This is a genomic window from Luteibacter sp. dw_328 (assembly GCF_018449605.1).
GTDB lineage: Bacteria > Pseudomonadota > Gammaproteobacteria > Xanthomonadales > Rhodanobacteraceae > Luteibacter.
The window spans coordinates 439469-465182 of sequence record NZ_JAAVUW010000004.1; the positions used below are offsets into that span (position 1 = coordinate 439469).

A 25714-nucleotide genomic window follows, 5' to 3' on the forward strand; every position below is an offset into this window, starting at 1 on the left:
CATGTTGACGGACATCTTCCCGATTCTCTCCGCGCTTCGTCGACACAGGCTGACGGCATCGTTAGTGGTGCTGGAGATCGCACTGACCTGCGCGATCGTCTGCAACGCCATTTTTCTGATCAGCGACCGCCTCGGGCAACTGAGTTTGCCGAGCGGCATCGATGAGCAGAACGTTGTTCACATCGCCGTTTCCGACATCGGCAAGTTTGGCGACACCCATGCCCGCACGGAAACCGACCTGGCTGCGCTACGCGAGATTCCCGGTGTCGTGTCGGCCACGATCCTCAACTCGGTGCCTTTCGGGCCCTTGAGCTGGAACTCCGGCATTCGTCTGACGGCCACCCAGAAGGTTTCCACGGTCGACTCGGGGAATCTCTATGGCGAACAGGCGGGTGAAACCCTCGGTACACGCCTGGTCGCCGGACGCTACTTCAATCCGGACGAATACGTATGGCTCGATGATGTCATCGCCCACCGGAGCAAGCAGCCCGGCGTCGTCGTGATCACCGAGGCGCTGGCGCATCGCGTGTTTGGCGATGGGTCGGCGTTGGGCAAGTCGATTTACATCGGCGACGCGACAGAATTGCGTGTGGTGGGCGTGGTGGAGCACCTGGCCAGAGCGGGCATGCATGACCGCAACGGGATCGACTTCTCGACCCTCATACCCCTGCGCGAAACCACGGGGACCAATGGCTCCTTCGTTATCCGTACGCAACCCGGTCAGTCCGGCCAGGTACTCACGCGCGCGGTGGAGAAGCTCAAGCAGATCGAGCCGCGTCGGGTCGTTGTCGAACAGGATACCTACGGCGAGATTCGCGCCAAGCACTTCGCCGGCGATCGCGCGATGGCCGGCATGCTCGTGGGCGTCTGCGTCATCCTGCTGATCGTCACTGCCCTGGGTATCGTTGGCCTGGCCAGCTTCTGGGTGGGTCAGCGACGTCGACAGATCGGCGTGCGGCGTGCCCTGGGCGCGCGCCGGGTGGACGTGCTGCGTTACTTCCAGACCGAGAACTTCCTGCTCGCCAGCATGGGCATCGTGCTCGGCATGGTGCTGGCCTATGGCATCAACCTGGTCCTGATGCGCGAGTACGAGCTGCCGAGGCTACCGTTCGTCTACCTACCCGTCGGTGCGGCCGTGCTGTGGGCGCTGGGGCAGGTGGCGGTGCTCGCACCGGCACTGCGCGCCGCATCCGTTTCCCCGGTTGTGGCTACGCGTGGCTAGAATGGACCCCACGAAAAAAAGTGCCGGGGGCGTTACAACCCTTTCGGTGGGGGAAGCATCCATGGCTGCATGCAAAGGGTACAGATGCGCTGCGTACTGATCATTGACGACAACCCCGCCGTGGGCGAGGCGCTGTCGCTCGCGCTTTCCCTGCGGGATATCCGCCCGCTCGTGGCGATGACGCCCGAGGATGGTCTCGCCACGCTTGCGACCGAGCGCGTGGACGTGGTCATCCAGGATATGAACTTCACCGCGGACACCACCTCCGGGGAGGAGGGTGTGGCGCTCTTCAAGGCGATCCGCGGCCGCCACACCGACCTGCCGGTGATCCTGCTGACCGCATGGACACACCTGGACACCGCGGTCGAACTGGTGAAGGCAGGTGCCGCCGACTACCTTGCCAAGCCCTGGGACGACACCAAGCTGCTGGCCACGGTGGAGAACCTGCTCGAGCTTTCCGAATCCACCCGTGAAGTGACCCGCGCCCGGGTCGAGCGTCGCAAGCGGCGTGAAATCCTGGAAGGTCGCTACGACCTGGATGGCCTGGTGTTCGCTTCCGAGGCGATGAGCCGCACCATCGAGCTGGCCTGCCAGGTGGCGCGTTCCGATGTTCCGGTCCTGATTACCGGGCCCAACGGCTCGGGCAAGGAGCGCATTGCCGCCATCGTCCATGCGAACTCCGCCGTTCGTCGCGGCCCGTTTGTCGCGGTCAATTGCGGTGCGCTGCCGGGCGAACTGATCGAGGCCGAGCTCTTCGGCGCCGAAGCCGGCGCCTATACGGGCGCCAACAAGGCGCGAGAAGGCCGCTTCGAGATGGCCGACGGCGGCACGCTGTTCCTCGACGAGATCGGCAACCTGCCGCTCCCTGGCCAGATGAAGCTGCTGCGCGTGCTGGAAACCGGTCAGTTCGAACGGCTGGGTTCGGGTCGCACGCGACAGGCGAAGGTGCGCGTGCTGAGCGCGACGAATGCGGATCTCAAGGCGATGATCGCGGCCGGGACGTTCCGAGAAGACCTTTACTACCGCCTCAACGTGATCGACGTGAACCTGCCGGCGCTGGCCGATCGCACGGACGATATCCTGCCGCTGGCCGAGTTCTTCCTCGCCGGTCAGGCCGAGCTCAGCGAAGACGCACGCGAAGCGCTTCTGGCCCACCCCTGGCCGGGCAATGTACGCGAACTCAAGAATGCGATCGCCCGTGCGGCGCTGCTCGCCAGCGAAGGTCGTATCGAGCCGGGTCACCTGAACCTGCCGCCGGCTGCGCCGAGCGTGAGCCGCAACCTGGACGAGCCGAGTCGCGAGTCGGTCGAGGCTGCACTGGCCTCGGCCGGTGGCGTGGTCAGCCGCGCCGCGACCAACCTTGGCCTCTCGCGACAGGCGCTGTACCGGCGCATGGAGCGCTACGGACTGGCGGTGTGATCTGCTAGCGTCCCTGCCATGAAGACGCTCTCGCTCGAAGGACGGATGACCCTGGTCGTCGCCGGCTCGGCGATCGTCGGTGCCATGGTGTTCGCTGGCGTATCCATCTGGCCGTTTCCGCAGCTGGTGGCCTGGATGCGCGAAGCGCCCGCCAAGCCTGGCAAATTACCCGACGTCGTTCCGGTCGAATTTTTCGATGGTGGCACGGCCTTGCTGATCTGCCTGCTGGTGCTGGTTCCGCTTTCCGTGTGGGTTGCGCATGCGCTGGTGGAGCCCATACGCCGTCTGATCCGTGCGCTGGAAAGCGCGGTGGCCAGCTACCGTGACGGCGATTTCAGCATGTCGATCGGCACCACGCGACGCGACGAACTCGGCGACCTGATCCGCATGCACAACGCACTGGGTCAGACCCTGCGCGACCAGCGGCAGCATCTGGCCCAGCGCGAACTGCTGCTGGACACCGTGGTGCAGAACACGCCGGTGGCGCTCGTCCTCACCGATTCGGCGGACAACATCACTTACGCGAACATCGCGGCGCGGCACCTTTTCAACGAGGGACGCTCGCTGGCCGGGCTCGATTTCACCAAGGTTCTCGCGAGCATGCCCGAGAGCCTGCGCGAAGCCGCCGCGAGCGGCGAGGACGCCTTGTTCTCCGTCGAAATGGAAGGCAGTGAGGAGACGTTCCATCTGTCGCAGCGCGGTTTCCGCCTGCAGGGCCGCCCCCATCGTCTGCAGCTGTATCGCCGCATGACACGCGAGCTGTCCCGTCAGGAAGTGCATACGTGGAAGCGTGTGATCAGGGTCATCAGCCATGAGCTGAACAACTCGCTCGCACCCATTTCATCGCTTTCGCACTCGGGCGCCGAGCTTGCCCGGCGTGGCGACCTCGCGCGCCTGCCCGGTGTGTTCGCGTCGATCGGCGACCGCGCGAAGCACCTGCATACGTTTATTTCCGGCTACGCGAGCTTCGCCAAGTTGCCCAATCCCCAGGCACGGGCCGTGCCGTGGGGCCCCTTCCTCGACGCGCTCGGCTTGCACGCCTCGTTCCGTCTGGCATCGGCCCCGCCCGAACACCCCGGGTGGTTCGATACCACCCAGGTCGAGCAGGTGTTGATCAACCTGATCAAGAACGCCCACGAGGCGGGCGGCGAATCGAACGAAGTGACGGTCGCGGTCCACGCGGTCGGCCGCGAAACCTTGATCGAGGTGTCCGACCGGGGCCCTGGCATGAGCGAAACCGTGCTGGCGCAGGCCTTGCTGCCGTTCTACTCGACCAAACGCTCGGGAACCGGCCTGGGCCTGGCCCTCGCCCGGGAAATCTCGGAAGCCCACGGCGGCCGCATTGCACTGGCCAACCGCGAGGGCGGTGGGCTACGCGTCACCCTGGTCCTTCCCGCCGGAACGCCCTGACCCGCTTCGCCTATACTCCGGAACATATTCGGATGAGGGAGTGCAAGGGATGGGAAGCGTCGTTGCGTTGGTTGTTGTCATCGTCGTCGTGATCGTGCTGGCCAAGCTGATCCGTATCGTGCCCCAGGGCTACGAGTGGACGGTGGAGCTGTTCGGCAAGTACACGGGCACCCTCTCGCCGGGCCTGCATTTCCTCATTCCGTTCGTCTATGCGATCGGTCGCAAGATGAACATGATGGAGCAGGTGCTCGAAGTCCCTTCGCAGGACGTCATCACCAAGGACAACGCGGTCGTTCGCGTCGACGGCGTTGTCTTCTACCAGATCCTCGATGCCGCCAAGGCCGCTTATGAGGTCGCCAACCTCGAAGGTGCGGCGCTGGCGCTGATCATGACCAACATCCGTACGGTGCTTGGCTCGATGGATCTCGACGAGAGCCTCAGCCAGCGTGACGCGATCAATGCCAAGCTGCTCGGCGTGATCGATGAAGCGACCCACCCGTGGGGCGTCAAGGTCACCCGTATCGAGATCAAGGACATCTCGCCGCCGCGCGACCTCGTCGACGCGATGGCACGGCAGATGAAGGCCGAGCGCGAGAAGCGCGCCAACATCCTCGACGCCGAAGGGTATCGCCAGGCCGCCATCCTCAAGGCCGAAGGCGAGAAGCAGTCGGCCATCCTCTCCGCCGAAGGCAAAAAGGAAGCCGCCTTCCGCGAAGCCGAGGCACGCGAGCGCCTTGCCGAGGCCGAGGCGAAAGCCACCACGATGGTCTCCAACGCGATCGCCGGCGGCAGCGTCAACGCGCTCAATTACTTCGTCGCCAACAACTACGTCGACGCGCTGAAGGAAATGGCAAGGTCGCCGAACCAGAAGATGCTCCTGCTGCCGATGGAATCGGCCGGCATTCTCGGCTCGCTCGCCGGCATTGCCGAGCTGGCCAAGGATTCCCTTACCGCCCAGCGCGCTCCGGCCGAGCCCGTCGCCGGCGGCCCCCGCGCGCCGCTGCCGCCGCGTTGATGCCATGACCGAACTGGCCCTGCACTACTTCTGGTGGGTCGCCGCGCTGGTGCTGATCGGCGGCGAAGTCATGCTTCCCGGTTACTTCATGCTGTGGATCGGTATCGCCGCCGCCGTCATGGGCGGGCTGGTCGCCGTGCTCCCCGACATGGGAGCGATCACGCAGGCTGTCGTCTTCGGCGTGCTCGCTTTCGTCTCCTGCTTCGCCTACTGGAAGTTCGTCCGTCCGCGCCTGGAGCGCATCGTGCCGGTCGGCAACGAGCGCCTGAATCGTCGTGGCGACCAGCTGATCGGGCAACGCTTTTCGCTGTGCGAGCCCATCGTCAACGGGCGCGGCAAGGCTCGCGTCGGTGATGGCATGTGGCTGGTCGTCGGTCCCGATCTTCCGTTGGGCGCGACGATCGAGGTCGTCGGTATCGACGGCACCACCCTGCGCGTGAAGGCGGTGGACGTTGCCTGAGGCCGTGCCGCTGAGCGTTCCGGTGAGCTTCGCCACCACGGCGATCAACACCCGCATCGCTTTCCTGACCGAACTCGCCCGTCGCCTGCATCAGTACGGAACCACCGCGCCTCGCCTGGAGACGGCGATCGCGCGGTCGGCCCAGCGCCTTGGCCTTTCCGCCGAGGTCTGGTCGAGTCCCACCGCCATCATCGTGTCCTTCGCCGATCTGGGGCAGGGCGACGATGGCGTGGCCCAGGTGACCCAGGTGATGCGCCTGCCACCGGGCGATGTGAACCTGGCACGCCTGTGCGAGGCCGACCGCATTGCGGACTCGGTGATCGACGGCCAGATGGAACTGCGCGAAGGCTTTCATCTACTGCGCAAGCTCGGCGCGCCGGAGACCTTCCTGGCCCAGCTCGGCGTCATCGCGAGCTACGGGCTGTGCGCGGCCAGCGTCGTCGCCCTGTTGTTGCATAGCTCCTGGCCCGACCTGATCACCGCCGGTGTCATCGGCGTGCTGATTGGCCTGATCACGGTCGCCTCGGGCAGTCGGCCGCGTCTGGCGGCCGCCAGCGAAGCGATCAGCGCCATGGTGGCGACGGTCATCGCCACGGTCGTCAGTGCGTATGTCGTGCCACTGGCCTTGAAGTCGGTGATCCTCGGCAGCCTGATCGTCCTGTTGCCGGGCATGGCACTGACGACGGCGGTGCGCGAGATATCCAGCCAGCATCTGGTCGCCGGCGTCGCCCGCATGGGCGGCGCCATAGCGACCCTGCTCAAGCTCACCTTCGGCACCGTGGCGGCCAGCCAGCTCTGCGAAGCCGTGGGTATCATTCCGCGCAGCTATGCCCTGCCACCTTTGCCGGCCTGGGCGGACTGGCCGTCGCTCCTCCTGGGTGCCTTCTCGTTCGCTATTCTTTTTCGTGCCGCGAAGCGCGACTGGCTGGTCGTGATGGGTTCGGTGGTACTGGGCTACCTGGCCACGCGATGGGGAGGCAGCATCTCCGGTTCACTGCCGGGCGCGCCCTTCGGTGTGTTCGTCGGCGGACTGTTGCTTGGCTCGCTGAGCAACGTGTACGCCCGTTATGCGCAGCAACCCGGGGCGGTCGTGCGCGAACCGGGCATCATCCTCCTGGTGCCGGGCTCGGTGAGTTTCCGCAGTGTTTCCTACCTGCTCGACCGCGATGCCTCGCTGAGCATGGACACTGGCCTGCTCGGCGTGACCTTATTGGTGTCCCTCGTCGCCGGCTTGCTGTTCGGCGACCTGATCGTGGCGCCGCGCCGATCGCTTTGAATCCGCCGCAGGATTTCGAATCCACCGCAGAAATGTGGGAGCCGATTCATCGGCGATCCCGCGGTAGCGGGCCAGGTTCAGGCAAACACCCATCGCCGATGAATCGGCTCCTACAAAAAGCCAAAGCCCCGCATTAAGCGGGGCCCGGTATTCGGTTAATGCGACGACTCAGACCAGCATGTCGGTTTCTTTCGTGCCGGCCTTGAGCGCCTCATTGAACCAGCGCGGGCGCTTGCCGCGGCCCGACCAGGTCTGTTCTTCATTGCCGGGATTACGGTATTTCGCAGCGACCGTGGTGCCGGCGCGCTTGGATTTCGGGGCGCGGGCGCCGAATACGTCGTCGAACGTGAACCCCTCGGCCTTGATCAGCGCATTGATCTTTTCGCGCAGCTTGGTGACCTTCTCCTTACGCAGTTCGGTCTGGCGTACCTGGGCCTTGGAAATCAGCTCATTAAGCTGGTTGTGATTGAGGTTCTTGATATCGACAGCCATTGGAGTCTCCCGTGGAGGATTAACGTTCGCGCCGGGATTTTTAGCTGGTTATGCGACAAAAAGCAAAATGCCGGATGTTTCCATCCGGCATTTGCGTGAATTAGCTGAGTTTTACCTACATCGAATAGCGGCAGATAACCACGCCACTAATCCTTCGATTATAAGGCGCCGAGCAGCGTCAGGAGTTCCTGGCGGGAAACGTTCCGGCTTTCAGCGTCCGTGCGAGCGCGATATTCGAACGTGCCCGCCTCCAGGCCGCGTCCGCTGACGACCACACGGTGCGGGATGCCGATCAGCTCGATGTCGGCGAACATCGAGCCGGGACGCAGGCCCCGATCGTCCAGCACGGTGTCGATGCCGGCCTGCGAAAGTTCTTGGTAGAGCGACTCGGCCGCTTCGGCGACGACGGCGTCGTTCTTCGGATTGATGACGCATACCGCCACGCGCCACGGCGCCATGGCATCGGTCCAGATCATGCCGGCCTCGTCGTTACGTTGTTCGATGGCAGCGGCGACGATGCGGCTGACACCTACGCCGTAGCAGCCCATGTACATGGTGGCCATCTTGCCGTTGCTGTCGACCACGCTGGCTCCCATGGCTTCGGCGTACTTCTGGCCGAGCTGGAAGATATGGCCGACCTCGATCCCGCGCGCGATCCGGATGTGACCCTTGCCGTCCGGGGAGAGGTCGCCGTCGACGACCTTGCGGATGTCGGCCACGCGATTGATACGTGCATCGCGCTGCCAGTTGGCGCCCGTGTAGTGGGTTCCGTCCTGATTGCCGCCGCAGACGAAGTCCGCGAGCACGGCTGCGCTACGGTCGACGATGATCGGAATCGAGTCGGGAAGGCCGACCGGACCGAGGGAGCCGGGGCGGGCGCCGGTGGCAGCGATGATTTCTTCTTCGCTGGCCAGTTCGGAGTCGTCCGGCAGTTCGGGCAGGTGGGCCGCCTTCACTTCGTTGACGTCGTGGTCGCCGCGTACGCACAGCGCAACCAGCCCCTCGCGGCCGCGTACCAGGATGGTCTTGACCACCTGGCTGGCCGGGACGCCGAGGAACGCGGTCACCTCATCGATCGTGCGCTGTTTCGGGGTGTCGATGCGGGTCAGCTCGGCCGAGGGGGCAGGGCGCTCCCCGTTCGGCGCCATCGCTTCGGCCTTCTCGATATTGGCCGCGTACGACGAGGCATCGGAGAACGCGATGGCATCTTCACCGGAGTCGGCGAGTACCTGGAACTCATGGCTGGCGCTGCCGCCGATCGCACCGGTATCGGCGTCGACCGCGCGGAATTCCAGGCCGAGGCGGGTGAAGATGCGCGAATACGCGTCGTACATCACCTGATAGGTCTCGCCGAGCGATTCCGGGGTGAGGTGGAAGGAGTAGGCATCCTTCATGAGGAACTCGCGCGCGCGCATCACGCCGAAGCGCGGGCGGATCTCGTCGCGGAACTTGGTCTGGATCTGGAAGAAGTTGAGCGGCAGCTGCTTGTAGCTCTTCAGCTCGTTACGCGCGAAGTCGGTAATGACCTCCTCGTGCGTGGGGCCGTAGCAGAACTCCTGCTCTTTTCGATCCTTGATCTTGAGGAGCTGGCCGCCGAACTTCTCCCAACGGCCCGTTTCGTCCCAGAGCTCGCGTGGCTGCACGGAGGGCATGAGCACCTCGATCGCACCGGCGCGGACCATCTCGTCGCGCACCACATGCTCGACCTTGCGCAACACACGCAGACCCAGCGGCGACCAGGTATAGAGGCCGGAGGCCAGCTTGCGGATCATGCCCGCGCGCAGCATCAGCTTATGGCTGGTGACTTCCGCGTCGGCGGGGACTTCCTTGACGGTGGCGAGGTGGAACTGGCTGAGGCGCATGCGGGATGTCTTTCGGGTGAAAGCGGGGATTATAGGCTGGCTACTCGCCCCGCGAGCGGCGGATTACTTGCAGTAGAGGACCATTTGCGCCTGGGTCGTCTCGACCTGGCGGGCCCGCCCGGCGTCATCGAGGTTGCGTGAACCACCGTTGCCATCGTCCACGGACACCACTTTTTCCTTGCTCAGTGTCTCCGCGTTCTTGCGCAGCTGGTCGCACAGCTTGGCCCGGTTGGCCGGTGTATCGGCGACAGGGCCCGGCGCGGCCGGCTTCGCCGCCGCTGTCGAGGCCGGTGCCGGGTTGCCTGCCGGCGGAATCACGACGCCGCTGGTCTTGATCTTCTCGACCTTCGTGCCGGCGGGTGGCGGGGAGTCGGCATAGTGCGTGACGCCCTGGGCATCCTTCCACTTATAGGCCTGGCCCAACGCCAGAGGACAGACCGCCACGAGAAGGGCGAGGACTAGGTAACGGCGCATGCGGGCCATCCGGCAGGGTGATTAGTGGCGCAAACAACTATCACCGGATCGAAGGACACGCAAGCGACGATGTGGCCTTTTGTGCGGCGGAGCCCACGGCGGCGTCGGACTGACGCTTTACGGCGCCTGGGCTACACTGTTGCCCCACGTCACGGCATTGGCCCATGAGCGATCCGATCCAGGCCCAGGGGCCGCGACATCGCGGCATTTACCTGCTGCCCAACCTGTTCACCACCGGTGCGATGTTCTCGGGGTTCTACGCGATCGTCTCGGCGATCGGTGGGCACTACCAGACGGCCGCGCTGGCGGTTTTCGTTGCGGCGATCCTGGACGGCATGGACGGTCGCGTCGCGCGCATGACCAACACGCAGAGCGAATTCGGCGTGCAGTACGACTCGCTCTCCGACCTCGTCAGCTTCGGCCTGGCGCCTTCGCTGGTCTTGTACACCTGGTCGTTGTCCTCGCTGGCGGCCTTTGGCCCGGTGTGGGGCAAGATCGGCTGGGCCGCGGCCTTTATCTACGCCGTGTGCGCCGCGTTGCGCCTGGCCCGCTTCAATACCCAGGTGGGCGTCGCCGACAAACGGTACTTCCAGGGGCTGGCCAGTCCGGCCGCCGCCGGGCTGTGCATGTCGTTTGTCTGGACGATGGAGAAGTTCGATATTTCCGGGCCGTCGGTGGCGTTCTTCGCCATGCCGCTGGCCGTCATCGCCGGCCTGCTCATGGTCAGCAACGTGCGTTACTACAGCTTCAAGGCCTGGCCGAAGGGCGATCGCGTGCCCTTCATCTGGTTGATCGCGGCGGTGCTGATCGTCGTGTTGCTTCTGATCGATACGGCACGCGTCCTGTTCGCCGTGGCCGTGATCTACACCGTCTCCGGACCGATCCACACGCTATGGGGCCGTGCCACGCATCGTCGTCGCGTTCGCCGCCACGCCAAGGCCCCGGAGTAAACGCCCCGATGCCAGCCGTCGCCGAACGCCGCGAACGTCTCCTCCGGGTCATGGGGGTCACCCCATGGCGCCTGCGGGTAGGCGAGGTGGCAACGGCCGACAGCGTCGTATCCGCCAACGAGGCGGGCGTCGGCGACCACGTCGGCTGCGTGGTGATCCTCCCGGCCGGCAGCAGTGCCCGCGAACTCGAACTGCTCGGCAAGGCGCTGCGCGCCTTCGGCCCGGTGACGGGCCGCGCCGCACGCCTGGAAGTGGGCGAGCGTGGCCTCGGTCAGGTTCCGGCGGCAGGGGCCTATCTCGTGTTCGGCGAAGCGCAGGCGCGCGCCCTGGGGCGTGACCTGCCGGCGGCCGTGCTGAGCGCGGCGCAGATCGTACTGGTCGATCCGCCCTCGACGATCCTCGTCGACGCGGCCGCGAAACGCCGTTTGTGGAACGGCCTGCGCGCGCTTGGACGCGCCTTCATCACGGGCTGACAGCATGGTCGCCGTGACCCGCCCCTCGACGGAAGTACGCGCCATGCGGCGAGAGGACCTCGACGCGGTCGTGGCGATCGAGCACGCATCCTATGAGTTTCCCTGGAGCGCGGGCATTTTTCGGGATTGCCTGCAGGCCGGGCACAACTGCTGGGTGCTGGTGCATGAGGGCGAGATCGCCGGGTACGGCATCCTCTCGGTCGCCGCCGGCGAAGCCCATGTGCTCAACGTGTGCATCGGCGACGCCCACCGCGGCCTGGGTTACGGCCGCCGGATGATGCGCAGGCTGATCGATCTCGCTCGTTGGTACGGTGTCGAACGGATCTTCCTCGAGGTCCGCCCTTCGAATCCCGTCGCAAAGACCTTGTACGAGACGCTCGGCTTCACCGAGATAGGTCGCCGCCCCGCGTACTACCCGGCAAAGGGTGGACGCGAGGAGGCGATCGTCATGTCACTGGAAATGCATATCTCCGGTTGAGCCTCACCCCTCGCGAAGCAAGGCCATCGGTGAGGTCCTGAGGACTCGCCGCGTGCCGAACAGGCCGATCGCCATCACCACCAGCGCGGCAAGCAGGGCCGCACCGACCAGTGGCCACACGGGCGGAACGAAGTGCTCGATGTGGAACACCGCGTTGCCCAGCCAGAAACCCGCGCCGCTGGCACCGAGCGCGGCGGTGAGGCCGGCGACCAGCCCGAGTAATGCGAACTCGCAGGCCGCGGCCGCCCGTAGCTGCGCGCGCGTGGCACCGAGCGTACGCAGCAGGGCGGCTTCCTTGCGGCGCTCCTGGGCACTTGCCGCCAGCGCGGCGGTAAGCACCAGCGCACCGGCGAGCAGGCTGAAGCCGAGTACCCATCGAACGGCTCCGCCGACCCGGTCGACGATTTCGCGCACTCGGTCGAGCAGGGCGTCCACGTCGATCAGGCTGAGATTGCCGAAGTCTCGCGAGACTTTCGCCAGGTCGTCGGCATGGCCGCGCGGAAGATAGAAGCTGGTCAGCCACGTGTGGGGCAACGCAGTCGCATGAGCGGGATCGATCATCAGGAAGAAGTTGACGCGGAATGAGCCCCAGTCGACCTGGCGCACACTGGTCAGGCGCGCCTCCACGGTGCCTTCGCCGACCTCGAAACGGAGCGTGTCGCCGAGCTTGAGGTGGAAGCGGTCGCGCCAGGAGGTGTCGACCGATACCTCGGCCTGCGCAGGGGCGGCGCCCGGCCACGTTCCGGCGACGACCTTGTTCGAGGGAGGCAGATCGGCACTCCAGGACAGGCGTAGCTGCCGGTCCGCAGCGTCCCTGGCCTGGTCGTCGACGAACGCGATGCGATCGACCGACGTTCCGTTGATCGCGGTGAGCTTGCCCACCGCGAGGGGCATCATGTTCGTCTTGCTGGCACCCATGTGCTCGAGTGCGTGGGAGAACGCCTCACGCTGTTCGTCCTGCAGATTGAGCGCGAACCAGTTCGGCGTATCCGCTGGCAGCTCTCGCCGCCAGCCGTCGAGCAGGGACGGTGCGATCACGGCGAGCAACAGGAGGGCGCAGAGGCCGAGCGACAGCGCCGTGGCCTGGACCAGCGATAGTCCCCGACGTCGGGCGAGCGCGGCCAGTCCCAGGCGCAGGGCGGGATGCGCGCCCGGTGCCACCCGCCTCGCAATGACCAGGAGCAACCCGGACAGAAGTGCGGCGACCACCGCCACGCCAGCGAGGCTCGCGGCGAGGATGCCGGCCAGCTTCGCTGAATCGCTCTGCAGCCAGAGCAGGGCCACGGCCGTCAGCACGGGCACCAGATAGAGGGCATCGAACCGACGGACGCGGCGCTGCATGGATTCGCGGAAGACCGCGACGGGGGGCACTTCGGCCAGGCGCACGAGCGGTGGCAGCGCAAAGCCCGCGAGTACTGCCAGGCCCATCGCCGCGGCGGCGAAGGCCGGGCCCAGGGGCAGCGTGGTGGGAATGTTGTCGAATAGCTGGCTGGCGAAATACCAGGCGCCTTGCGCCAGTCCCAGTGCGATCGCCATGCCCAGCGCCGCGGCGGGGATGGCCAGCGCCGCAAGTGTCGTCACCAGGAGCGCGGCGATGCGACGTCGCGGTGTGCCCAGTGCACGGAGCAGCGCCACTTCGGCGGCCTTGCGCCGTGCGTAACGTGAGGAGGCCAGGGCAATCGCCACGCCGGCGAGCAGCGCGGAAAGCAGGGCCGTCAGGCGCAGGAACGCGCTGGCGCGGTCGAAGGCCGAGCGCATGCGTTCCTGCATTTTCTCCGGCGTGATCAGTTCACCGCCGTGAGGAAGCGAACCCTGTTCCACACGGGCACGCCATGCGGCGATGGCTGCGGGCGATCCTGCCACGAGCAGGCTGTGACGCGCGCGACTGCCGACGGAAAGCAGGCCGGCGTCGTTTGCATCGTCCAGGTTCATCAGCGCACGCGGGGCCAGGGCGAACAGCTCGCCGCCGTCGGGCTGGCGAATCAGCTCTGCACCGACCGTGAGGTCGCGGCCGCCAATCTGCACGTTCTGCCCGGGCTTGATGCCCAGTCCCACGAGTGCGCGATGGTCGAGGAACACTTCACCGCGAGCCGGACCGTGGCTGGCGTGGTCGCTTCCTTTCGCGTCGACAACCTCCAGGGTTCCACGCAGCGGATACGCGGCATCCGTGGCTTGTACGTCGAGCAGCTGGCTGTGTTCGCCGACGAAAGCGACGCTGCGAAACGCGGCGCCGCGGGACGCCCTCAGGCCGTCGTCCGTCGCCGAGCGCAGGAGCGGATCAGGCAAAGGGGCCGGGGCGGAGACGCCCATGTCGCCACCGATCAGCTCGGCAGCGCTGGCGAGGATGCCTCGCTCGATACGGGTGGACAGTGTCGCTACGACGCCGAGCGCGATCACCGCCAGCACCAACGAGGCCGCCAGGGTACGCAGTTCGACGAGGTGCCATTCGCGCCGCAGCGTGCGCAGGGCAAGCCGGGTCACATTCACGCGGGCACCCCGAGGCGGCCTTCATGCAATTCCGCCGAGCGTGCGCAACGGGCAGCGAGGCGCGCGTCGTGGGTGACCAGGATGAGCGTGGTGTTGTGCTCGCTGTTCATCGCGAAAAGCAGGTCGCCGATATGCTCGCCGGTGTGCTGATCGAGATTGCCGGTGGGCTCGTCGGCGAAGAGGATGCGGGGCCGGTGCACGAAGGCGCGGGCCAGCGCGACACGCTGCTGTTCGCCCCCGGAGAGCTGGGCCGGATAGTGACGGCGTCGCGCACCGAGACCGACGGAATCGAGCGCGGCATGCGCCCGCTCACGCGCCGCGTTGTCGCCCTCCAGTTCCAGGGGCAGCATCACGTTTTCTTCGGCGGTCAGCGCCGGCAGCAGATGGAACGACTGGAACACGAAGCCGACCAGGCGACGGCGAATGGCCGCGCGCGCTTCCTCGTCGATGGCCTCGAGGGCCTGCCCGTCCAGTCGCACGCTGCCCGCCGTGGCCACGTCGAGGCCGGCCAGAAGGCCCAGAAGGGTGGTCTTGCCCGAGCCGGAGGCACCCACGATGGCGAAGCTCTCGCCAGCGGCCACGCTGAGGTTCACCCCGGACAGGATATCCAGCCGTCCCTCCGGGCCGAAAACCGACTTGCTAACATCGGCCACTTCAAGAAGAACTCGGGAAGAATCGCTCATGCGTCGTTGCCTGTTCCTGTTGCTGTTCGTCTGGTGCGCCATCGCCTCCGCGGCGGAGGCGCCGCGCAAGGTGCTGGTGCTCGGGGACTCGTTGTCGGCGGCGCACAACATCCCGGTGGACGCCGGTTGGGTGCGTTTGCTGGACGCTCGCACGTCGAACATGGCGACGCCGTGGACGATGGTCAATGCCAGTATCAGCGGAGAGACCTCTCTGAGCGGGCGCAACCGGCTGCCCGGTCTCCTGCAGAAACAGCATCCCTCGGTCGTGGTGATCGAACTGGGCGCGAACGATGGCCTGCAGGGACTGCCCCTGGGGCAGCTCGCGGGCAATCTCGACAGCATGATCGACGCCGCGAAGGGCGCCGGGGCGAAGGTGCTGTTGCTGGGCATCGAATTGCCGGTGAATTACGGCCCGCAATACCGGGACGGCCTGCGCAAGGTTTACGCGGATGCCGCACAGAAGCATAGGGTCGGGCTGGTGCCCTTCCTGCTCGACGGCGTCGCGCTGGATCCCGCTCTCATGCAGGACGACGGGCTCCATCCCACAGCGCAAGGTGAGCCCCGTGTGGCCGACAATGTGTGGAAGGCGCTTACGCCGCTGCTCCGCTAAACGACATAACCTCCACGTTGTCGTCCGCAGAATGAATGCTCGTTTTCGGTCTTCACACGGTTCTCACTGGTCCGGCCGTTAACTCTTCACATTTGTGAATCACAGAGGAGTGATACCCGATGAGCAACCGCGACGAACAGGCCGGCCTGATCCTTCTTGTCGAGGACAATCGCCAGATCGCCGAGATGGTGGGCGAATTCCTTGAACGTCGGGGCTACTCGGTCGACTACGCCGCCGATGGCGTCAGCGGCCTTCACCTGGCGGTCTCCAACAGCTACGACGTGATCGTGCTGGACCTCATGCTGCCTGGTATGGACGGCCTGGATGTCTGCCGCAAGCTGCGCAAGGACGGCAAGAAGTCGACCCCGGTGCTCATGCTTACGGCGCGCGACACCCTGGAAGACAAACTGGTGGGCCTCGAGGCCGGTGCCGACGACTATCTGGTCAAGCCTTTTGAAGTGCGCGAACTGGAAGCCCGCCTGCGCGCGCTCATCCGCCGCGACCGCCGTCAGGTGTCCTCCGAAGTACTCAACGTGGGCGATATGACTCTCGACACGGCCACGCTGCGCCTCACCCGCGGCGGTCAGGAACTCACCGTTTCTCCGATCGGCCTGAAGCTACTCGCCATCCTCATGCGCGAATCGCCGCGCGTGGTCAGCCGCCGGGACATCGAACGCGAGATCTGGGGCGATACGCTGCCGGATTCCGACACCCTGCGTTCGCATCTCTACAACCTGCGCCGTGTCATCGACAAGCCATTCGACCGTCCGCTCCTGCATACGATTCATTCGGCAGGTTATCGTCTGGCCGATCTCGATTCTGAAGTCGCGGCATCGCAGACGGCATGAAGGCCTTGCGGCACCGGATGTAATCGATGGAAGGCAACAAAACGCAGGGGGCAAGGCGTCGGCGCGGTTCATTCCGTGCACGTATCGCGATTGTCTTCGCACTGCAGACCCTGGTCGTCGTCATCGCCTCGCTGATGGCGGCGAACAATGTCGCGCCGATCGGTGCGGCGATAGCCATCATGCTGTCGTCGGGCGGTCTGGCGTGGCTGGCGGTGTCTCGCGAGTGGGTGCCCATCGCGGCACTCGCGCGCCTGCTCGAAGGCTGGGACCCGGATAAACCGGATATGGCCCAGTTGGACTCGCAAAGTGGCAATCGGTCCGACAATGACGTTGGCTCGTTGATTCGCGGCCTGCACGGGTTGGCGTCGCGCATCGACGGTTATGGTGAGCGCGAGCGCAATTTCACACGCGACGCGAGCCATGAACTGCGCAGTCCGCTGACGGTGATCAAGATGTCGTCGGACATGCTTGCCGACGAGACGGAGCTCTCCGACTTCGGTCACCGGTCGCTGGAGCGCATACGTCGTTCCACACGCGAGCTCGAAGCATTGGTCGAAGCGTTCCTGATTCTTTCGAGGGAGTCGGACCAGGGACTTGCCGAAGAAGACTTCGTCGTCAACAAGGTGCTGCGCCAGGAAGTCGAGTACGCCCGCGAGCTCATTGCGGGGCGCCCGGTTGAGCTCATTCTCGATGAACCCGCCAGCTTCGCCTTGCACGCGTCACCGCGTGTGTTCGCGGTGCTTTGTGGGCAGCTGATCCGGCATGCGTTGCAGCAGACCGATCAGGGCGTGATCGTGGTGACGGTCATGCCGGGTAGCGTGAGCGTGATCAACCCGGCGGTCGACACGCCGGAAGAGGGCAGCCGCCGACATGCCTCAGTGGACCGCCACGGGTTTGACCTGGCGATCGCACGGCGCCTCTCGGATCGCTTTCAGTGGCCACTCGAACTGCGTTCGTTGCCGGGGGCCAGCCGCGTGGCGAGCGTGAGGTTCCCGCACCCTCAGCCTGTCGAAGTGTGATCCGGCGAAACCTTAGTTGATCAAACTGGCGATCCGCTCGGTAGTCAACGCTCCGCTGAACGCCTTACGCGTCCCATCCGCACGAATCACCAGCGTTCGCGGCGTCTCCCCGCCCCAGGCGGGATCGATCAGGTAATTGATCCGGTCGGGTGTCGCGTCGGCATACGCCCGCGACGGCACGGTATCGAGCCGCGCCGCCTTTAGCCGCGCATCCAGGGTATCCCGCTGGCCGATCGAATCCGTGGCGACGAATACGAGGTCGACACCCGCGTGCTGGCGTTGCCATGTGGCCAGCGCTGACAGGTTCTCCTCGCAATAGGCACACTCGAGCGCCCACAGCGCGACGATGCGCACGCCCTTGGCCGGCGGTGCCACCAACGCGGTCACGTCGGCGGGAGCGAGGGCAACCGGCGGCGCCGCGAACGCGGGCATCGCGACGGTCAACGCGGTAAGCAAAAGCAGCCGCTCCATCACTGCAGGGCCTCCGTCGGCACCAGGCGGAACTGTCCTTCCGGATTCCACGCCACGAAGGCGCGATGATTCCACAGCACGAGTTTCGGCCAGCCGGATTCGTTCGTCGTGTGCGCGATCTGCCGTGGCTCGCCAAAGCTGACGCCGCCATCGGTGGACTCGCGCAGCATCAGGTTCAGTCCCTGCGGGGACATCTGGTGGTATGCGATCCACACATGGGTACCGTCGGCGAGAAGGTCCGCGTGCGACGCACCGGTGGTTGCGACGGTGGTGAGATGCGACGGCGGCGCGCCCGGCATGAGCTGGCCGTACCAGATCGTCGCCTTGCCATCGGCTGCGCTGAACCACACGGCGTGGCGCGTGCCTTTCGCATCGATCGAAAGCGCCGGTCCGTGATGGGGGCAGCCCTCGATATGCCACTGCGTAAACGTCGCGCGCTCGACCTTCGGCGTTGCGCCGCCAATGGGCAGGCTGGCGAAGGCATGATCGCGGATGTTGTCACCATAGATGGCGCGGAAGAAGGCATCGATCGATCCGTCGGGCGCCCGCGCCAGGGCGATGCGACAGCACTCGCAGCTCTCGTCGACGATCTTGCGTTCCGGTGCGAAATGCGCGCCGCGGTCGGTCGACCAGCTGTAGTACGTGGCCGCGCCGAGATACGGTTTGCCGGCGACCTTGGCTGCCTCGACATCACGCTTGTCGATCCACGCGACGATGATGTTGCCCTTGCCGTCGACGGCAAGCGAATCGAAACGGTGGGTGATCTCGGCGCGGTCGGTGTGCACGGTGATCGGGGCGTCGAAGTGTGCGCCGCCATCGAGCGAGCGAGAGAAGCGCACGAAGCCCGTCCACGGAAGCTTGCGTGGCTGGGACCACGTCACGTACAGCTCGCCTTTCGATCCCAGGGCTATCTTGGGGCGGTTCTCGCCCTCGGCATAAAGGAGTTCGCCGGTCGGATTGACGATCGTCGAGACGGCGAAGGTCCGGCCCATGTCGTCCGAACGGCGCGCACGCACGTGCTCGCCCACGGTATCGACGACCCATACATGGCCGCCCGCGTCGATGGCCGCATCGAAGCCCAGCGGCGCTTCGTGAGCCATGGCCATGCCGTGCATGTCGTCGGCGGCTGCCGAGGTGATACCGGCAAGCAGTAGTGAAGCGAGTGCAGCGAGGCGACGCATGTTCAGCGCTCCTCCGGGCGTTCGCGCACCGGATGTTTGCTTAGTTTGCGTTGCAGCGTGCGCCGATGCATGCCCAGTCGCCGGGCCGTTTCGGAGATATTGCCCTCGCACTCGGTCAGCACGCGCTGGATGTGTTCCCACTCCAGGCGCCGCAGCGGCAACGGGGCATCGGGTGCGTCGACCAGATCGTCGGGATCGGCGGGGCCCGAATCGCCGTCGAGCAGTGCGCGGACCACCGCATCGGCGTCGACCGGCTTGGCGAGGTAATCGTGTGCGCCGCGTTTGATCGCTTCCACCGCGGTGGCGATGGAGGCATACCCGGTGAGCAACAGCACGCGGATATCCGGCACCAGCGACTGCAGTTCGGGAATCAGACGAAGCCCGTTCTCGTCGCCCAGCTTGAGATCGAGCACGCAATAACGCGGCTGGTGACGGCGTGTGAGGGCGCGAGCATCGTCGGCGTTGTCGGCGGTGATGACTTCGAAGCCGCGCGAGGTCATGGCGCGGCCCAGCACGCGGGCGAAGGTCGGATCGTCATCGACGATCAGCAGCGGGCGACCGCCGGGCGGGACGAGTTCATTCATGCCGGATCTCCAATAACCGAAAGAGGCAGGCGCAGGCGCATCTGTGCGCCATGCCCCGTATTGCTGGCGGCGAGTTCGCCATCGAGACGCTCGGCGGTCGCTTCGGCCAGCGCGAGGCCGATACCCAGGCCGGTAGCCTTCTGCGACAGGCCCAGCGTGCCGAGATCGTCGAACTCGTCGAAACCGGGGCCTTCGTCGGTGACGATGAGTTCCAGCCAGCGGTCGTCGCGGCGAATCGCCAGCGAGACGGTGGCGCTATCGTTCATCGCCGAGGCGTCGGCAGCGTTGTTGAGCAGGTTGATCAGCGCATGGCGCAGGCCCGGTGGCGAGCGCAGGCGAAGGCGCGCAGCGTCGTCGGCCACCTCGAGGGTCACCTCGGCTTCGGGCCGCAGCAACTGGAAGCGCTCCATGCAGCCATGGATGAATTCGTCCAGGGTGATCCGCTCGGGCACCTGCGAGAGCTGCGCCTGACCAAACGCCACCATCTCGCGCAGGATCGTGCGGCAACGGTCCACCTGGCCCTGGAGGAGCTCCAGGTCATCGCCGAGCGCATCGTCCGCGGCATGTTCGCGACGGATCTCGGGTAATAGCGTGCGCATGGTCGACAACGGTGTATTCAGTTCGTGCGCGGCACCGGCCGCCTGTGTCGCGATGGCGAGGATGCCCTCGTCGCGCAAGGCACGCTCGCGCACGCGCTGCACTTCGCCCTGTTGGTGGCGAATGGCCTTCGCGAGGTTACTGATGAACACGCCCAGGAGTATCGCCATGATGACGAAGTTGACACCCATGCCCGCGACGTAGAGGTCGAGGTCCAAGCTGCTGCTGCCCAGGGTAGGCAGGGGCAGGTGGTATGGGACGAGCAGGACGTAGGCGACACCGGTGAGGATCGCCACCAGCGATACGCCGGCGATGGACAGCGCGGCCGCGGAGAGCGCGATCGGCACGAGCAGGAGGGTGACGAAGGGATTGCTTGCACCGCCAGTGAAATAGAGCAGATATCCCAGTAGCAGGGTATCGGCAGCGATGTGCACGATGGCTTCACCCTCGGTCACCTTCCAGGGCATGCCGAGACGGAACGACGCGGCGGCGGCGAATACCGCCAGCACGCACACACCCATCATCAGCGGCAACAGGGGGATGTCGAGGTTGAGCAGGGTGACGCAGGAGAGGATGGCCACGCTCTGCCCGGCGATAGCGCACAGGCGGAGCCAGGCAAGGGTACGCGCGAGTGCGAAGGGACCGGAGCGGGATGACGGCGAGTGCAGGTTGTCGCTCACGGAGGTCTCTTCAAAGGGGAAGGGCCGCCCTGTGGGCGACCCTTCGGCGCGTTACAGGTCTTCGTTGTGTACCGGCGGGAACGGCGGCACGTTGGCCAACGCATGATTGAGCGACAGCTTCTTCATCAACGGGAGCATGGCCACGGCGATGCCTGTGCAGAGGATGCCGACCATGCCGAGCTTGTTGAACAGGCTCGTGTAGATGGTCAACGACTGCAGCGGATCGGTGATGTTGTCCGGAATGGCGGCGTAGTTGGCGACCACGCTACCCATGTACTGGGCGACGCCGGATGCGACGTAGTAGGCGCCCATCATGAAGCCGCCCATGCGTGCCGGCACGTAGCGGGCGATCATGGCGAGGCCGAGGCCGCTCACCAGCACTTCGCCCAGCGAGTACAGGCCGTAGCCCCAGACCATGTACCAGGAAGAGATCTTGCCGGCGACCGCGGTCGTCGCGCCCAGCCCATACATGAAGAACCCGGCAGCGACGGCGGCAAAGCCGAGCGCGAACTTGGCTGCGACGGGGAAGTCCTTGTTGTGCTTGCCGAGCGTGTTGTACAGCCATACCAGGATCGGCGAGAGGATCACGATCCAGATCGCGTTGAGCGACTGGAACTGCTCGGGAATCCAGGTGAGGATGTTCCAGCCGAACAGGCTGAACTGCAGGTCGACGTTGCGCTGTGCAAACAGATTCAGCGAGGTCGACATCTGCTGGTAGAAGATGAAGAAGAAGATCGTCTGGATCGTCAGCACCAGCGCGGCGATGAGGCCGGCGCGCTCGCCCTTCCCGCTGGAGCGGATGAGGTGAACGAAGATCAGCAGGATCGCCACGCCGGCAGCGTAAACACACGCCTGGGCGACGCCCTGGTTCTGCAGGATGTAAGCCGAGGCGCCGATGATGGCCGCGCCGGCGACGATGATGCCGAGCACGTTCTTCAGCACGGGCGGATGTTCGTCCGGCGTCGAGCCGACATGGGCCAGCGTGCGGCGCATGAAGTAATAGTTGACCAGGCCGAGGATCAGGCCGATGGAGCAGACGCCGAATGCCGTATGCCAGCCGAGTGCGTCACCGTAGTTCCTGCCCACGGCGTCGCGGATCCAGGGCGTGAGGATCATCGACACGGTGGAGCCGATGTTCACCGCCATGTAGTAGATGGTGAACGCACTATCGATGCGTACTTCGTCACCCTCGTAGATCTTGCGCACGAGATTGCCGGCGTTCGGCTTGAACATGCCGTTGCCGAGGATGATCACGCCGAGTGCGAGGTACAGGAAGTGGGCGTTGTTGGTCGGGATCCAGAGCAGCGCATAGCCAACCATGAGGACCACGGCACCGGTAAGCATCGTGCGACGCGTACCGAGGAATTTGTCGCCGATCCAGCCGCCGATGGCCGGGGTGGCGTAGATCAGGGCAGAAGCGGCGCCCCAGACAAGGTTGGCGTCGATGTCGGCAAAGCCGAGCTTCTTCACCATGTAGGTGACCATCAGCACCTGCATGCCGTAGAAGCCGAAGCGCTCCCACATTTCGATGAGGAAGACCGTGCTGAAAGACTTGGTCTGTGAAACGGGCGGGTTCTGGATTGCCATGTATTTTCCGGAAGCATTGGAAACAGCGAGCCGGGCGATTCGAGCCGGCTCCCGTCGCCGTGACCCTGAACGAAGTCACAACCGTTCAAGCGTAATACAAATGTTCCACCGGGTTGTGCTGCAGCGCCAGAGGGGCGCGGCGATACGCCACGTGATGGGGTCTGGGCGGCTTCGAAGGCGGGCTATGGCATCATATGAGGCCTCCCGCCCTATCCAGCCCGAAGCCATGGTCCCGAATCCCTCCTTTTTGTCCGCTTCGGCGACCTGATCACCTATGGCTTCCACGATTCCGCGCGGGCCGCGACAGGTTTTTTCGGCGTTCCAGTGGTCCATGAAGGGCCTGAAAGCCTGCTACCAGCACGAGGCCTCGTTCCGGCTTGAGGTTTATCTTGCCGTGATCCTGGTTCCCCTCGGCTTCTGGCTGGGTCAGGGCGGGGTCGAAAAGATCCTGCTGGTCACCTTTCCCATCCTCGTCCTCGCCGCCGAACTGCTGAACTCGGCCATCGAGGCCGTGGTCGATCTGGTCAGCCCCGAATTCCACGAACTGGCCGGCCGGGCCAAGGACATGGGCTCTGCCGCGGTGTTTTTCCTCCTGCTGATGATCGGCGTGAGCTGGGCCCTGATCCTGATCCCCCACTACACCCACTGACCTCGTCGGTTCCGGTGACTGCCGGTTCTTTGTGGGAGCCGGCTTTGCCGGCGATGCTCTTGCTGCGATTTCCTGCGAACGTCCAAGCTTTGGGTTAACTTGTTCCCCGCACCCCAAGGAATCGCCGCCATGAAGACACTCGTCCGTGCTTTTGCCCTCGTCCTGCTTGCCGGCTTCCTGTCCGGCTGTGGCTATAACGCCATCCAGCGCGAGGACGAATCCGTCAAGGCCGCCTGGTCCGAAGTGCTGAACCAGTACCAGCGCCGCGCCGACCTGGTCCCGAACCTGGTCAACACCGTGAAGGGCTACGCCCAGCACGAAGAACGCGTGCTTACCGAGGTCACCAACGCTCGTGCGAAGGTCGGCCAGACCCAGATCACCCCTGAGCTCGCCAACGATCCCGAGGCCCTGGCCAAGTTCCAGGCGGCCCAGGGCCAGCTGTCCGGCGCGCTCTCGCGCCTGATGGTGGTCAGCGAGAACTACCCCCAGCTCAAGGCCGACGGCTCCTTCCGCGACCTGCAGGCCCAGCTCGAAGGCACCGAGAACCGCATCACCGTGGCGCGCAATCGCTATGTCGCGGCCATCCAGTCCTACAACACGCTGATTCGCTCCTTCCCGAACAACCTGACCGCCAAGGTCATGGGCTACAAGGTGAAGCCGAACTTCAGCGTCGAGAACGAGAAGGCGATCTCCACCGCGCCGACCGTGGACTTCGGCTCCACGCCGGCTCCGGCCCAGGCACCGGCACCGGCTTCCTCGGCCAGCCGCTGATGTTCCGGTTCGCGGCGCGGCTGCTGCTCGCCGTCGCCCTGTTGGCGCCGCCACTGGCGGCGCTGGCGGACGGCGACGCCGCCGTGCCGACGTTGCAGCGGCACGTCACCGACCTCACCGGCACGCTAAGCGCCGACCAGGTCAACCAGCTGGATACCCGGCTGGCCGACCTGGAAAAGCGCAAGGGCGCCCAGGTGGTCGTGCTGATGGTGCCCACGACGCAACCGGACGACCTCGAGGGCTATTCGCTCAGGGTCGCCGAGGCCAACAAGATCGGCCGCAAGGGGCCCGACGACGGCGTCCTGCTGCTGGTCGCCAAGGACGATCGCCGGGTCCGCATCGAGACGGGCTACGGCCTCGAAGGTGCGCTTCCCGACGCGATCGCCTCACGGATCATCCGCGAGTACATGGCTCCCAAGCTGCGCACTAACGACTACTACGGCGGCATCAACGACGCGCTGACGGCGATCACCCAGATCGTCGATGGCGAAGCCCTGCCGCCGCCGGTCAATCCCGACGAAGCCCATGAGCGCCGACACGGCGGTGGCAACCTGTTCCTGCCGCTGATCTTCGGCGTGCTTTTCCTTCGCGGGATCCTCGGACGCGCACCGCTGTGGGCGCGTATGCCCATCGGTGGTGCCGTCACGGGCGGACTGGCCTGGCTGATCATGAGCTCGGTGTTTGGTGGGGTCATCGGCCTCGTCGCTGGCGCCCTGTTCATGGCGATTCCGGGTGGTGCAGGTCGCTCCATCGGCGGCGGTGGCTGGGGCGGCTTCGGTGGCTTCGGCGGCGGTGGCGGTTTTGGTGGTGGCGGTTTCGGTGGCGGTGGGGGAGGCGGCGGCTTCAGCGGAGGCGGTGGCAGCTTCGGTGGTGGCGGCGCGTCGGGGAGCTGGTGATGGACATGCAACGGATCTCTGCCAACCTGTTCGGCGCCTGGTTCCAGATCGGCCGCCAGTTCGGACCGGATACGCTCGACGCTGTCGCCGGCACGGTGTCGGCCGGTGAAGCCACGCATCGTGGTGAGCTGCGCGTAGCGATCGAATCGCGGCTGCCATTTTCCGCCGTCGCGTCGGGCGTCACGGCTCGCGACCGCGCGGCGATGCTCTTCGCGCACCTGCGCGTCTGGGATACGGACGACAACTGCGGCGTCCTGCTCTATGTCCTGCTCGCCGAACATCGCATCGAGATCATCGCGGACCGCGGCATCGCCAAAGCCGTCGCGCCTGCCGAGTGGGAAGCCATCACCGCCCATATGCGCGATGCCTTCGCCGAAGGGCGTTTCCGCGAGGGAGTGCAGATCGGCGTGGCCGAGGCGGGTGCGTTGCTCGCGCGGCACTTTCCGGCCGACGGGCGCCCGCGGGAGAACCAACTCCCGGATCGGCCCCTGGTCCTGTAGTCCTGGCACATTTGCGTGACAGGGCGGCAGGCATACACCCTTCGGGGAATGGTCCTGAGGCCTTTGCCGTAGCACCCTCGTCAGGTCATTCCCGTCCGGTGCGACGCATGAAGACCTTTCTGTTCCTGCTCGTTCTCCTTCTCGGCCCGTCGCTGGCGCAGGCGCAGTCGGCCAACGACGAAGCGGCGCTCACCGCGCTTCCCCAGGCTTTCATCGATGCATGGAATCGCCACGACGGTCACGGCCTGGCCGTGCTCACGGAACGCGACGTGGATTTCGTCACGGTGGATGGCAAGTGGATGCGGGGACAAAAGGATTTCGAGACGTATCACACGCGCATCCTGGGCGATCGTTTTCGCCTTTCGGTGAATCGCGTGATGGGCACCAACGTACGCTTTCTCGCGCCGGACCTCGCGTCTGTTCACTACACCTGGCAGATCACCGGTGCCACGGATGCCGCCGGCAAGGCCGTGCCGCCACGCTCGGGCATCATGATGTTGCTCGCGCGCAAGCAGCATGGGCAGTGGCTTATCGCGGTGGGGCAGAACACGAACGGTGCGCCCGCTCGTAGTGAGGGCGCGGATATCGTTTCACCGCTGGCGCTGGTGCCCTGATCTACG

General features: G+C 65.5%; 27 protein-coding genes. 17 read left to right on the top strand and 10 right to left on the bottom strand.

Annotated elements, in window-relative coordinates; translation table 11 throughout:
- Window position 1 precedes the first annotated feature (1 nt).
- From HB634_RS12315 to HB634_RS12340, 6 genes are all read left to right on the top strand, one after another.
- Entirely contained in the window at window positions 2–1222 is a 1221-nt protein-coding gene (locus tag HB634_RS12315) for an ABC transporter permease (RefSeq protein ID WP_213948762.1), read from the top strand.
- Window positions 1223–1306: 84 nt separating this feature from the next.
- The gene (locus HB634_RS12320; RefSeq protein ID WP_213948763.1) at window positions 1307–2641 is read left to right on the top strand and encodes a sigma-54 dependent transcriptional regulator; all 1335 of its coding nucleotides are present in this window, start codon (window positions 1307–1309) and stop codon (window positions 2639–2641) included.
- Between the two features lie 18 nt (window positions 2642–2659).
- Window positions 2660–4051, top strand: a complete 1392-nt coding sequence (locus tag HB634_RS12325) for an ATP-binding protein (RefSeq protein ID WP_213948764.1) — start codon at window positions 2660–2662, stop codon at window positions 4049–4051.
- Between the two features lie 49 nt (window positions 4052–4100).
- A complete protein-coding gene (locus HB634_RS12330; RefSeq protein ID WP_063573194.1) occupies window positions 4101–5066 on the top strand; it encodes an SPFH domain-containing protein in 966 nt (321 codons plus the stop codon).
- Window positions 5067–5070: 4 nt separating this feature from the next.
- Complete coding sequence (locus HB634_RS12335) at window positions 5071–5526, top strand: NfeD family protein (RefSeq protein WP_063573195.1); 456 nt, start codon at window positions 5071–5073, stop codon at window positions 5524–5526.
- A gap of 22 nt (window positions 5527–5548) precedes the next feature.
- Window positions 5549–6802, top strand: a complete 1254-nt coding sequence (locus HB634_RS12340) for a threonine/serine exporter family protein (RefSeq protein WP_345777495.1) — start codon at window positions 5549–5551, stop codon at window positions 6800–6802.
- Between the two features lie 168 nt (window positions 6803–6970).
- On the opposite strand, the gene HB634_RS12345 is transcribed toward HB634_RS12340, so the two are convergent.
- The 3 genes from HB634_RS12345 to HB634_RS12355 all read right to left on the bottom strand — a co-directional run bounded on the left by HB634_RS12345 (window position 6971) and on the right by HB634_RS12355 (window position 9630).
- The gene (locus HB634_RS12345) at window positions 6971–7294 is read right to left on the bottom strand and encodes an H-NS histone family protein (RefSeq protein ID WP_063573196.1); all 324 of its coding nucleotides are present in this window, start codon (window positions 7292–7294) and stop codon (window positions 6971–6973) included.
- Window positions 7295–7452: 158 nt separating this feature from the next.
- Window positions 7453–9156: a proline--tRNA ligase gene (locus tag HB634_RS12350; RefSeq protein WP_213948765.1), complete on the bottom strand. Its 1704-nt coding sequence runs from the start codon at window positions 9154–9156 to the stop codon at window positions 7453–7455.
- Between the two features lie 63 nt (window positions 9157–9219).
- Window positions 9220–9630, bottom strand: a complete 411-nt coding sequence (locus HB634_RS12355; protein ID WP_063573973.1) for a DUF4124 domain-containing protein — start codon at window positions 9628–9630, stop codon at window positions 9220–9222.
- A 164-nt stretch (window positions 9631–9794) separates the two neighbouring features.
- On the opposite strand from HB634_RS12355, the gene pssA reads away from it, so the two are divergent.
- From pssA to rimI, 3 genes are read left to right on the top strand one after another with little or no spacing between them, the layout of a single operon-like run.
- On the top strand, window positions 9795–10580 hold the full coding sequence (pssA, locus tag HB634_RS12360; RefSeq protein ID WP_213948766.1) for a CDP-diacylglycerol--serine O-phosphatidyltransferase: 786 nt from the start codon (window positions 9795–9797) through the stop codon (window positions 10578–10580).
- Between the two features lie 8 nt (window positions 10581–10588).
- On the top strand, window positions 10589–11053 hold the full coding sequence (locus HB634_RS12365; RefSeq protein ID WP_213948767.1) for a hypothetical protein: 465 nt from the start codon (window positions 10589–10591) through the stop codon (window positions 11051–11053).
- Window positions 11054–11057: 4 nt separating this feature from the next.
- Window positions 11058–11531 carry a ribosomal protein S18-alanine N-acetyltransferase gene (gene rimI, locus HB634_RS12370; RefSeq protein ID WP_063574341.1) on the top strand — a complete coding sequence of 158 codons (474 nt, stop codon included), beginning with the start codon at window positions 11058–11060 and terminating at the stop codon, window positions 11529–11531.
- A 3-nt stretch (window positions 11532–11534) separates the two neighbouring features.
- Here the strand turns inward: rimI and HB634_RS12375 are convergent, their stop codons facing one another.
- Both HB634_RS12375 and HB634_RS12380 read right to left on the bottom strand, forming a co-directional pair.
- Window positions 11535–14018 (bottom strand): FtsX-like permease family protein, encoded by a 2484-nt coding sequence (locus tag HB634_RS12375; protein WP_213948768.1) that lies wholly within the window; start codon window positions 14016–14018, stop codon window positions 11535–11537.
- Window positions 14015–14701, bottom strand: coding sequence for an ATP-binding cassette domain-containing protein (locus HB634_RS12380; RefSeq protein WP_213948769.1), 687 nt, complete (start codon window positions 14699–14701; stop codon window positions 14015–14017). Before HB634_RS12380 ends, HB634_RS12375 begins: the two co-directional genes overlap by 4 nt.
- Here HB634_RS12380 and HB634_RS12385 point away from each other — a divergent pair.
- The 3 genes from HB634_RS12385 (at window position 14700) to HB634_RS12395 (ending at window position 17178) form a co-directional block, all read left to right on the top strand.
- The gene (locus tag HB634_RS12385; RefSeq protein WP_213948770.1) at window positions 14700–15311 is read left to right on the top strand and encodes an arylesterase; all 612 of its coding nucleotides are present in this window, start codon (window positions 14700–14702) and stop codon (window positions 15309–15311) included. The genes HB634_RS12380 and HB634_RS12385 overlap by 2 nt on opposite strands.
- Before the next feature lie 119 nt (window positions 15312–15430).
- Window positions 15431–16159, top strand: a complete 729-nt coding sequence (locus tag HB634_RS12390; RefSeq protein WP_036111366.1) for a response regulator transcription factor — start codon at window positions 15431–15433, stop codon at window positions 16157–16159.
- Window positions 16160–16185: 26 nt separating this feature from the next.
- Window positions 16186–17178, top strand: a complete 993-nt coding sequence (locus HB634_RS12395) for a HAMP domain-containing sensor histidine kinase (protein WP_213948771.1) — start codon at window positions 16186–16188, stop codon at window positions 17176–17178.
- 12 nt (window positions 17179–17190) lie between these two features.
- Here HB634_RS12395 and HB634_RS12400 read toward each other — a convergent pair whose 3' ends face one another.
- The 5 genes from HB634_RS12400 to HB634_RS12420 are packed head-to-tail and all read right to left on the bottom strand — an operon-like array spanning window position 17191 to window position 22278.
- Complete coding sequence (locus tag HB634_RS12400; protein WP_213948772.1) at window positions 17191–17649, bottom strand: hypothetical protein; 459 nt, start codon at window positions 17647–17649, stop codon at window positions 17191–17193.
- Window positions 17649–18830 (bottom strand): sialidase family protein, encoded by a 1182-nt coding sequence (locus tag HB634_RS12405; RefSeq protein WP_213948773.1) that lies wholly within the window; start codon window positions 18828–18830, stop codon window positions 17649–17651. Before HB634_RS12405 ends, HB634_RS12400 begins: the two co-directional genes overlap by 1 nt.
- Before the next feature lie 2 nt (window positions 18831–18832).
- Window positions 18833–19414: a response regulator transcription factor gene (locus HB634_RS12410; RefSeq protein WP_213948774.1), complete on the bottom strand. Its 582-nt coding sequence runs from the start codon at window positions 19412–19414 to the stop codon at window positions 18833–18835.
- Window positions 19411–20691 (bottom strand): ATP-binding protein, encoded by a 1281-nt coding sequence (locus tag HB634_RS12415; protein ID WP_345777496.1) that lies wholly within the window; start codon window positions 20689–20691, stop codon window positions 19411–19413. The genes HB634_RS12410 and HB634_RS12415 overlap by 4 nt, the downstream gene beginning before the upstream one ends.
- Window positions 20692–20742: 51 nt before the next feature.
- Window positions 20743–22278 (bottom strand): oligopeptide:H+ symporter, encoded by a 1536-nt coding sequence (locus HB634_RS12420; protein ID WP_213948775.1) that lies wholly within the window; start codon window positions 22276–22278, stop codon window positions 20743–20745.
- A gap of 274 nt (window positions 22279–22552) precedes the next feature.
- On the opposite strand from HB634_RS12420, the gene HB634_RS12425 reads away from it, so the two are divergent.
- The 5 genes from HB634_RS12425 (at window position 22553) to HB634_RS12445 (ending at window position 25708) form a co-directional block, all read left to right on the top strand.
- A complete protein-coding gene (locus HB634_RS12425) occupies window positions 22553–22927 on the top strand; it encodes a diacylglycerol kinase (RefSeq protein WP_063574367.1) in 375 nt (124 codons plus the stop codon).
- A 129-nt stretch (window positions 22928–23056) separates the two neighbouring features.
- A complete protein-coding gene (locus HB634_RS12430) occupies window positions 23057–23698 on the top strand; it encodes a LemA family protein (RefSeq protein ID WP_213948776.1) in 642 nt (213 codons plus the stop codon).
- Window positions 23698–24594: a TPM domain-containing protein gene (locus tag HB634_RS12435; RefSeq protein ID WP_213948777.1), complete on the top strand. Its 897-nt coding sequence runs from the start codon at window positions 23698–23700 to the stop codon at window positions 24592–24594. The genes HB634_RS12430 and HB634_RS12435 overlap by 1 nt, the downstream gene beginning before the upstream one ends.
- Before the next feature lie 5 nt (window positions 24595–24599).
- Window positions 24600–25094, top strand: coding sequence for a TPM domain-containing protein (locus HB634_RS12440; protein WP_255548527.1), 495 nt, complete (start codon window positions 24600–24602; stop codon window positions 25092–25094).
- A 107-nt stretch (window positions 25095–25201) separates the two neighbouring features.
- Window positions 25202–25708: an SgcJ/EcaC family oxidoreductase gene (locus HB634_RS12445; RefSeq protein ID WP_213948779.1), complete on the top strand. Its 507-nt coding sequence runs from the start codon at window positions 25202–25204 to the stop codon at window positions 25706–25708.
- The last annotated feature ends 6 nt before the right edge of the window (window positions 25709–25714 follow it).

Bases quoted from the DNA above. Each gene is read 5' to 3' on its own strand.
- HB634_RS12315 (WP_213948762.1), top strand. From the start codon at position 2: ATGTTGACGGACATCTTCCCGATTCTCTCCGCGCTTCGTCGACACAGG.
- HB634_RS12320 (WP_213948763.1), top strand. From the start codon at position 1,307: ATGCGCTGCGTACTGATCATTGACGACAACCCCGCCGTGGGCGAGGCG.
- HB634_RS12325 (WP_213948764.1), top strand. From the start codon at position 2,660: ATGAAGACGCTCTCGCTCGAAGGACGGATGACCCTGGTCGTCGCCGGC.
- HB634_RS12330 (WP_063573194.1), top strand. From the start codon at position 4,101: ATGGGAAGCGTCGTTGCGTTGGTTGTTGTCATCGTCGTCGTGATCGTG.
- HB634_RS12335 (WP_063573195.1), top strand. From the start codon at position 5,071: ATGACCGAACTGGCCCTGCACTACTTCTGGTGGGTCGCCGCGCTGGTG.
- HB634_RS12345 (WP_063573196.1), bottom strand. From the start codon at position 7,294: ATGGCTGTCGATATCAAGAACCTCAATCACAACCAGCTTAATGAGCTG.
- HB634_RS12350 (WP_213948765.1), bottom strand. From the start codon at position 9,156: ATGCGCCTCAGCCAGTTCCACCTCGCCACCGTCAAGGAAGTCCCCGCC.
- HB634_RS12355 (WP_063573973.1), bottom strand. From the start codon at position 9,630: ATGCGCCGTTACCTAGTCCTCGCCCTTCTCGTGGCGGTCTGTCCTCTG.
- pssA (WP_213948766.1), top strand. From the start codon at position 9,795: ATGAGCGATCCGATCCAGGCCCAGGGGCCGCGACATCGCGGCATTTAC.
- HB634_RS12365 (WP_213948767.1), top strand. From the start codon at position 10,589: ATGCCAGCCGTCGCCGAACGCCGCGAACGTCTCCTCCGGGTCATGGGG.
- rimI (WP_063574341.1), top strand. From the start codon at position 11,058: ATGGTCGCCGTGACCCGCCCCTCGACGGAAGTACGCGCCATGCGGCGA.
- HB634_RS12385 (WP_213948770.1), top strand. From the start codon at position 14,700: ATGCGTCGTTGCCTGTTCCTGTTGCTGTTCGTCTGGTGCGCCATCGCC.
- HB634_RS12380 (WP_213948769.1), bottom strand. From the start codon at position 14,701: ATGAGCGATTCTTCCCGAGTTCTTCTTGAAGTGGCCGATGTTAGCAAG.
- HB634_RS12390 (WP_036111366.1), top strand. From the start codon at position 15,431: ATGAGCAACCGCGACGAACAGGCCGGCCTGATCCTTCTTGTCGAGGAC.
- HB634_RS12395 (WP_213948771.1), top strand. From the start codon at position 16,186: ATGGAAGGCAACAAAACGCAGGGGGCAAGGCGTCGGCGCGGTTCATTC.
- HB634_RS12400 (WP_213948772.1), bottom strand. From the start codon at position 17,649: ATGGAGCGGCTGCTTTTGCTTACCGCGTTGACCGTCGCGATGCCCGCG.
- HB634_RS12405 (WP_213948773.1), bottom strand. From the start codon at position 18,830: ATGCGTCGCCTCGCTGCACTCGCTTCACTACTGCTTGCCGGTATCACC.
- HB634_RS12410 (WP_213948774.1), bottom strand. From the start codon at position 19,414: ATGAATGAACTCGTCCCGCCCGGCGGTCGCCCGCTGCTGATCGTCGAT.
- HB634_RS12420 (WP_213948775.1), bottom strand. From the start codon at position 22,278: ATGGCAATCCAGAACCCGCCCGTTTCACAGACCAAGTCTTTCAGCACG.
- HB634_RS12425 (WP_063574367.1), top strand. From the start codon at position 22,553: ATGGCTTCCACGATTCCGCGCGGGCCGCGACAGGTTTTTTCGGCGTTC.
- HB634_RS12430 (WP_213948776.1), top strand. From the start codon at position 23,057: ATGAAGACACTCGTCCGTGCTTTTGCCCTCGTCCTGCTTGCCGGCTTC.
- HB634_RS12435 (WP_213948777.1), top strand. From the start codon at position 23,698: ATGTTCCGGTTCGCGGCGCGGCTGCTGCTCGCCGTCGCCCTGTTGGCG.
- HB634_RS12440 (WP_255548527.1), top strand. From the start codon at position 24,600: ATGCAACGGATCTCTGCCAACCTGTTCGGCGCCTGGTTCCAGATCGGC.
- HB634_RS12445 (WP_213948779.1), top strand. From the start codon at position 25,202: ATGAAGACCTTTCTGTTCCTGCTCGTTCTCCTTCTCGGCCCGTCGCTG.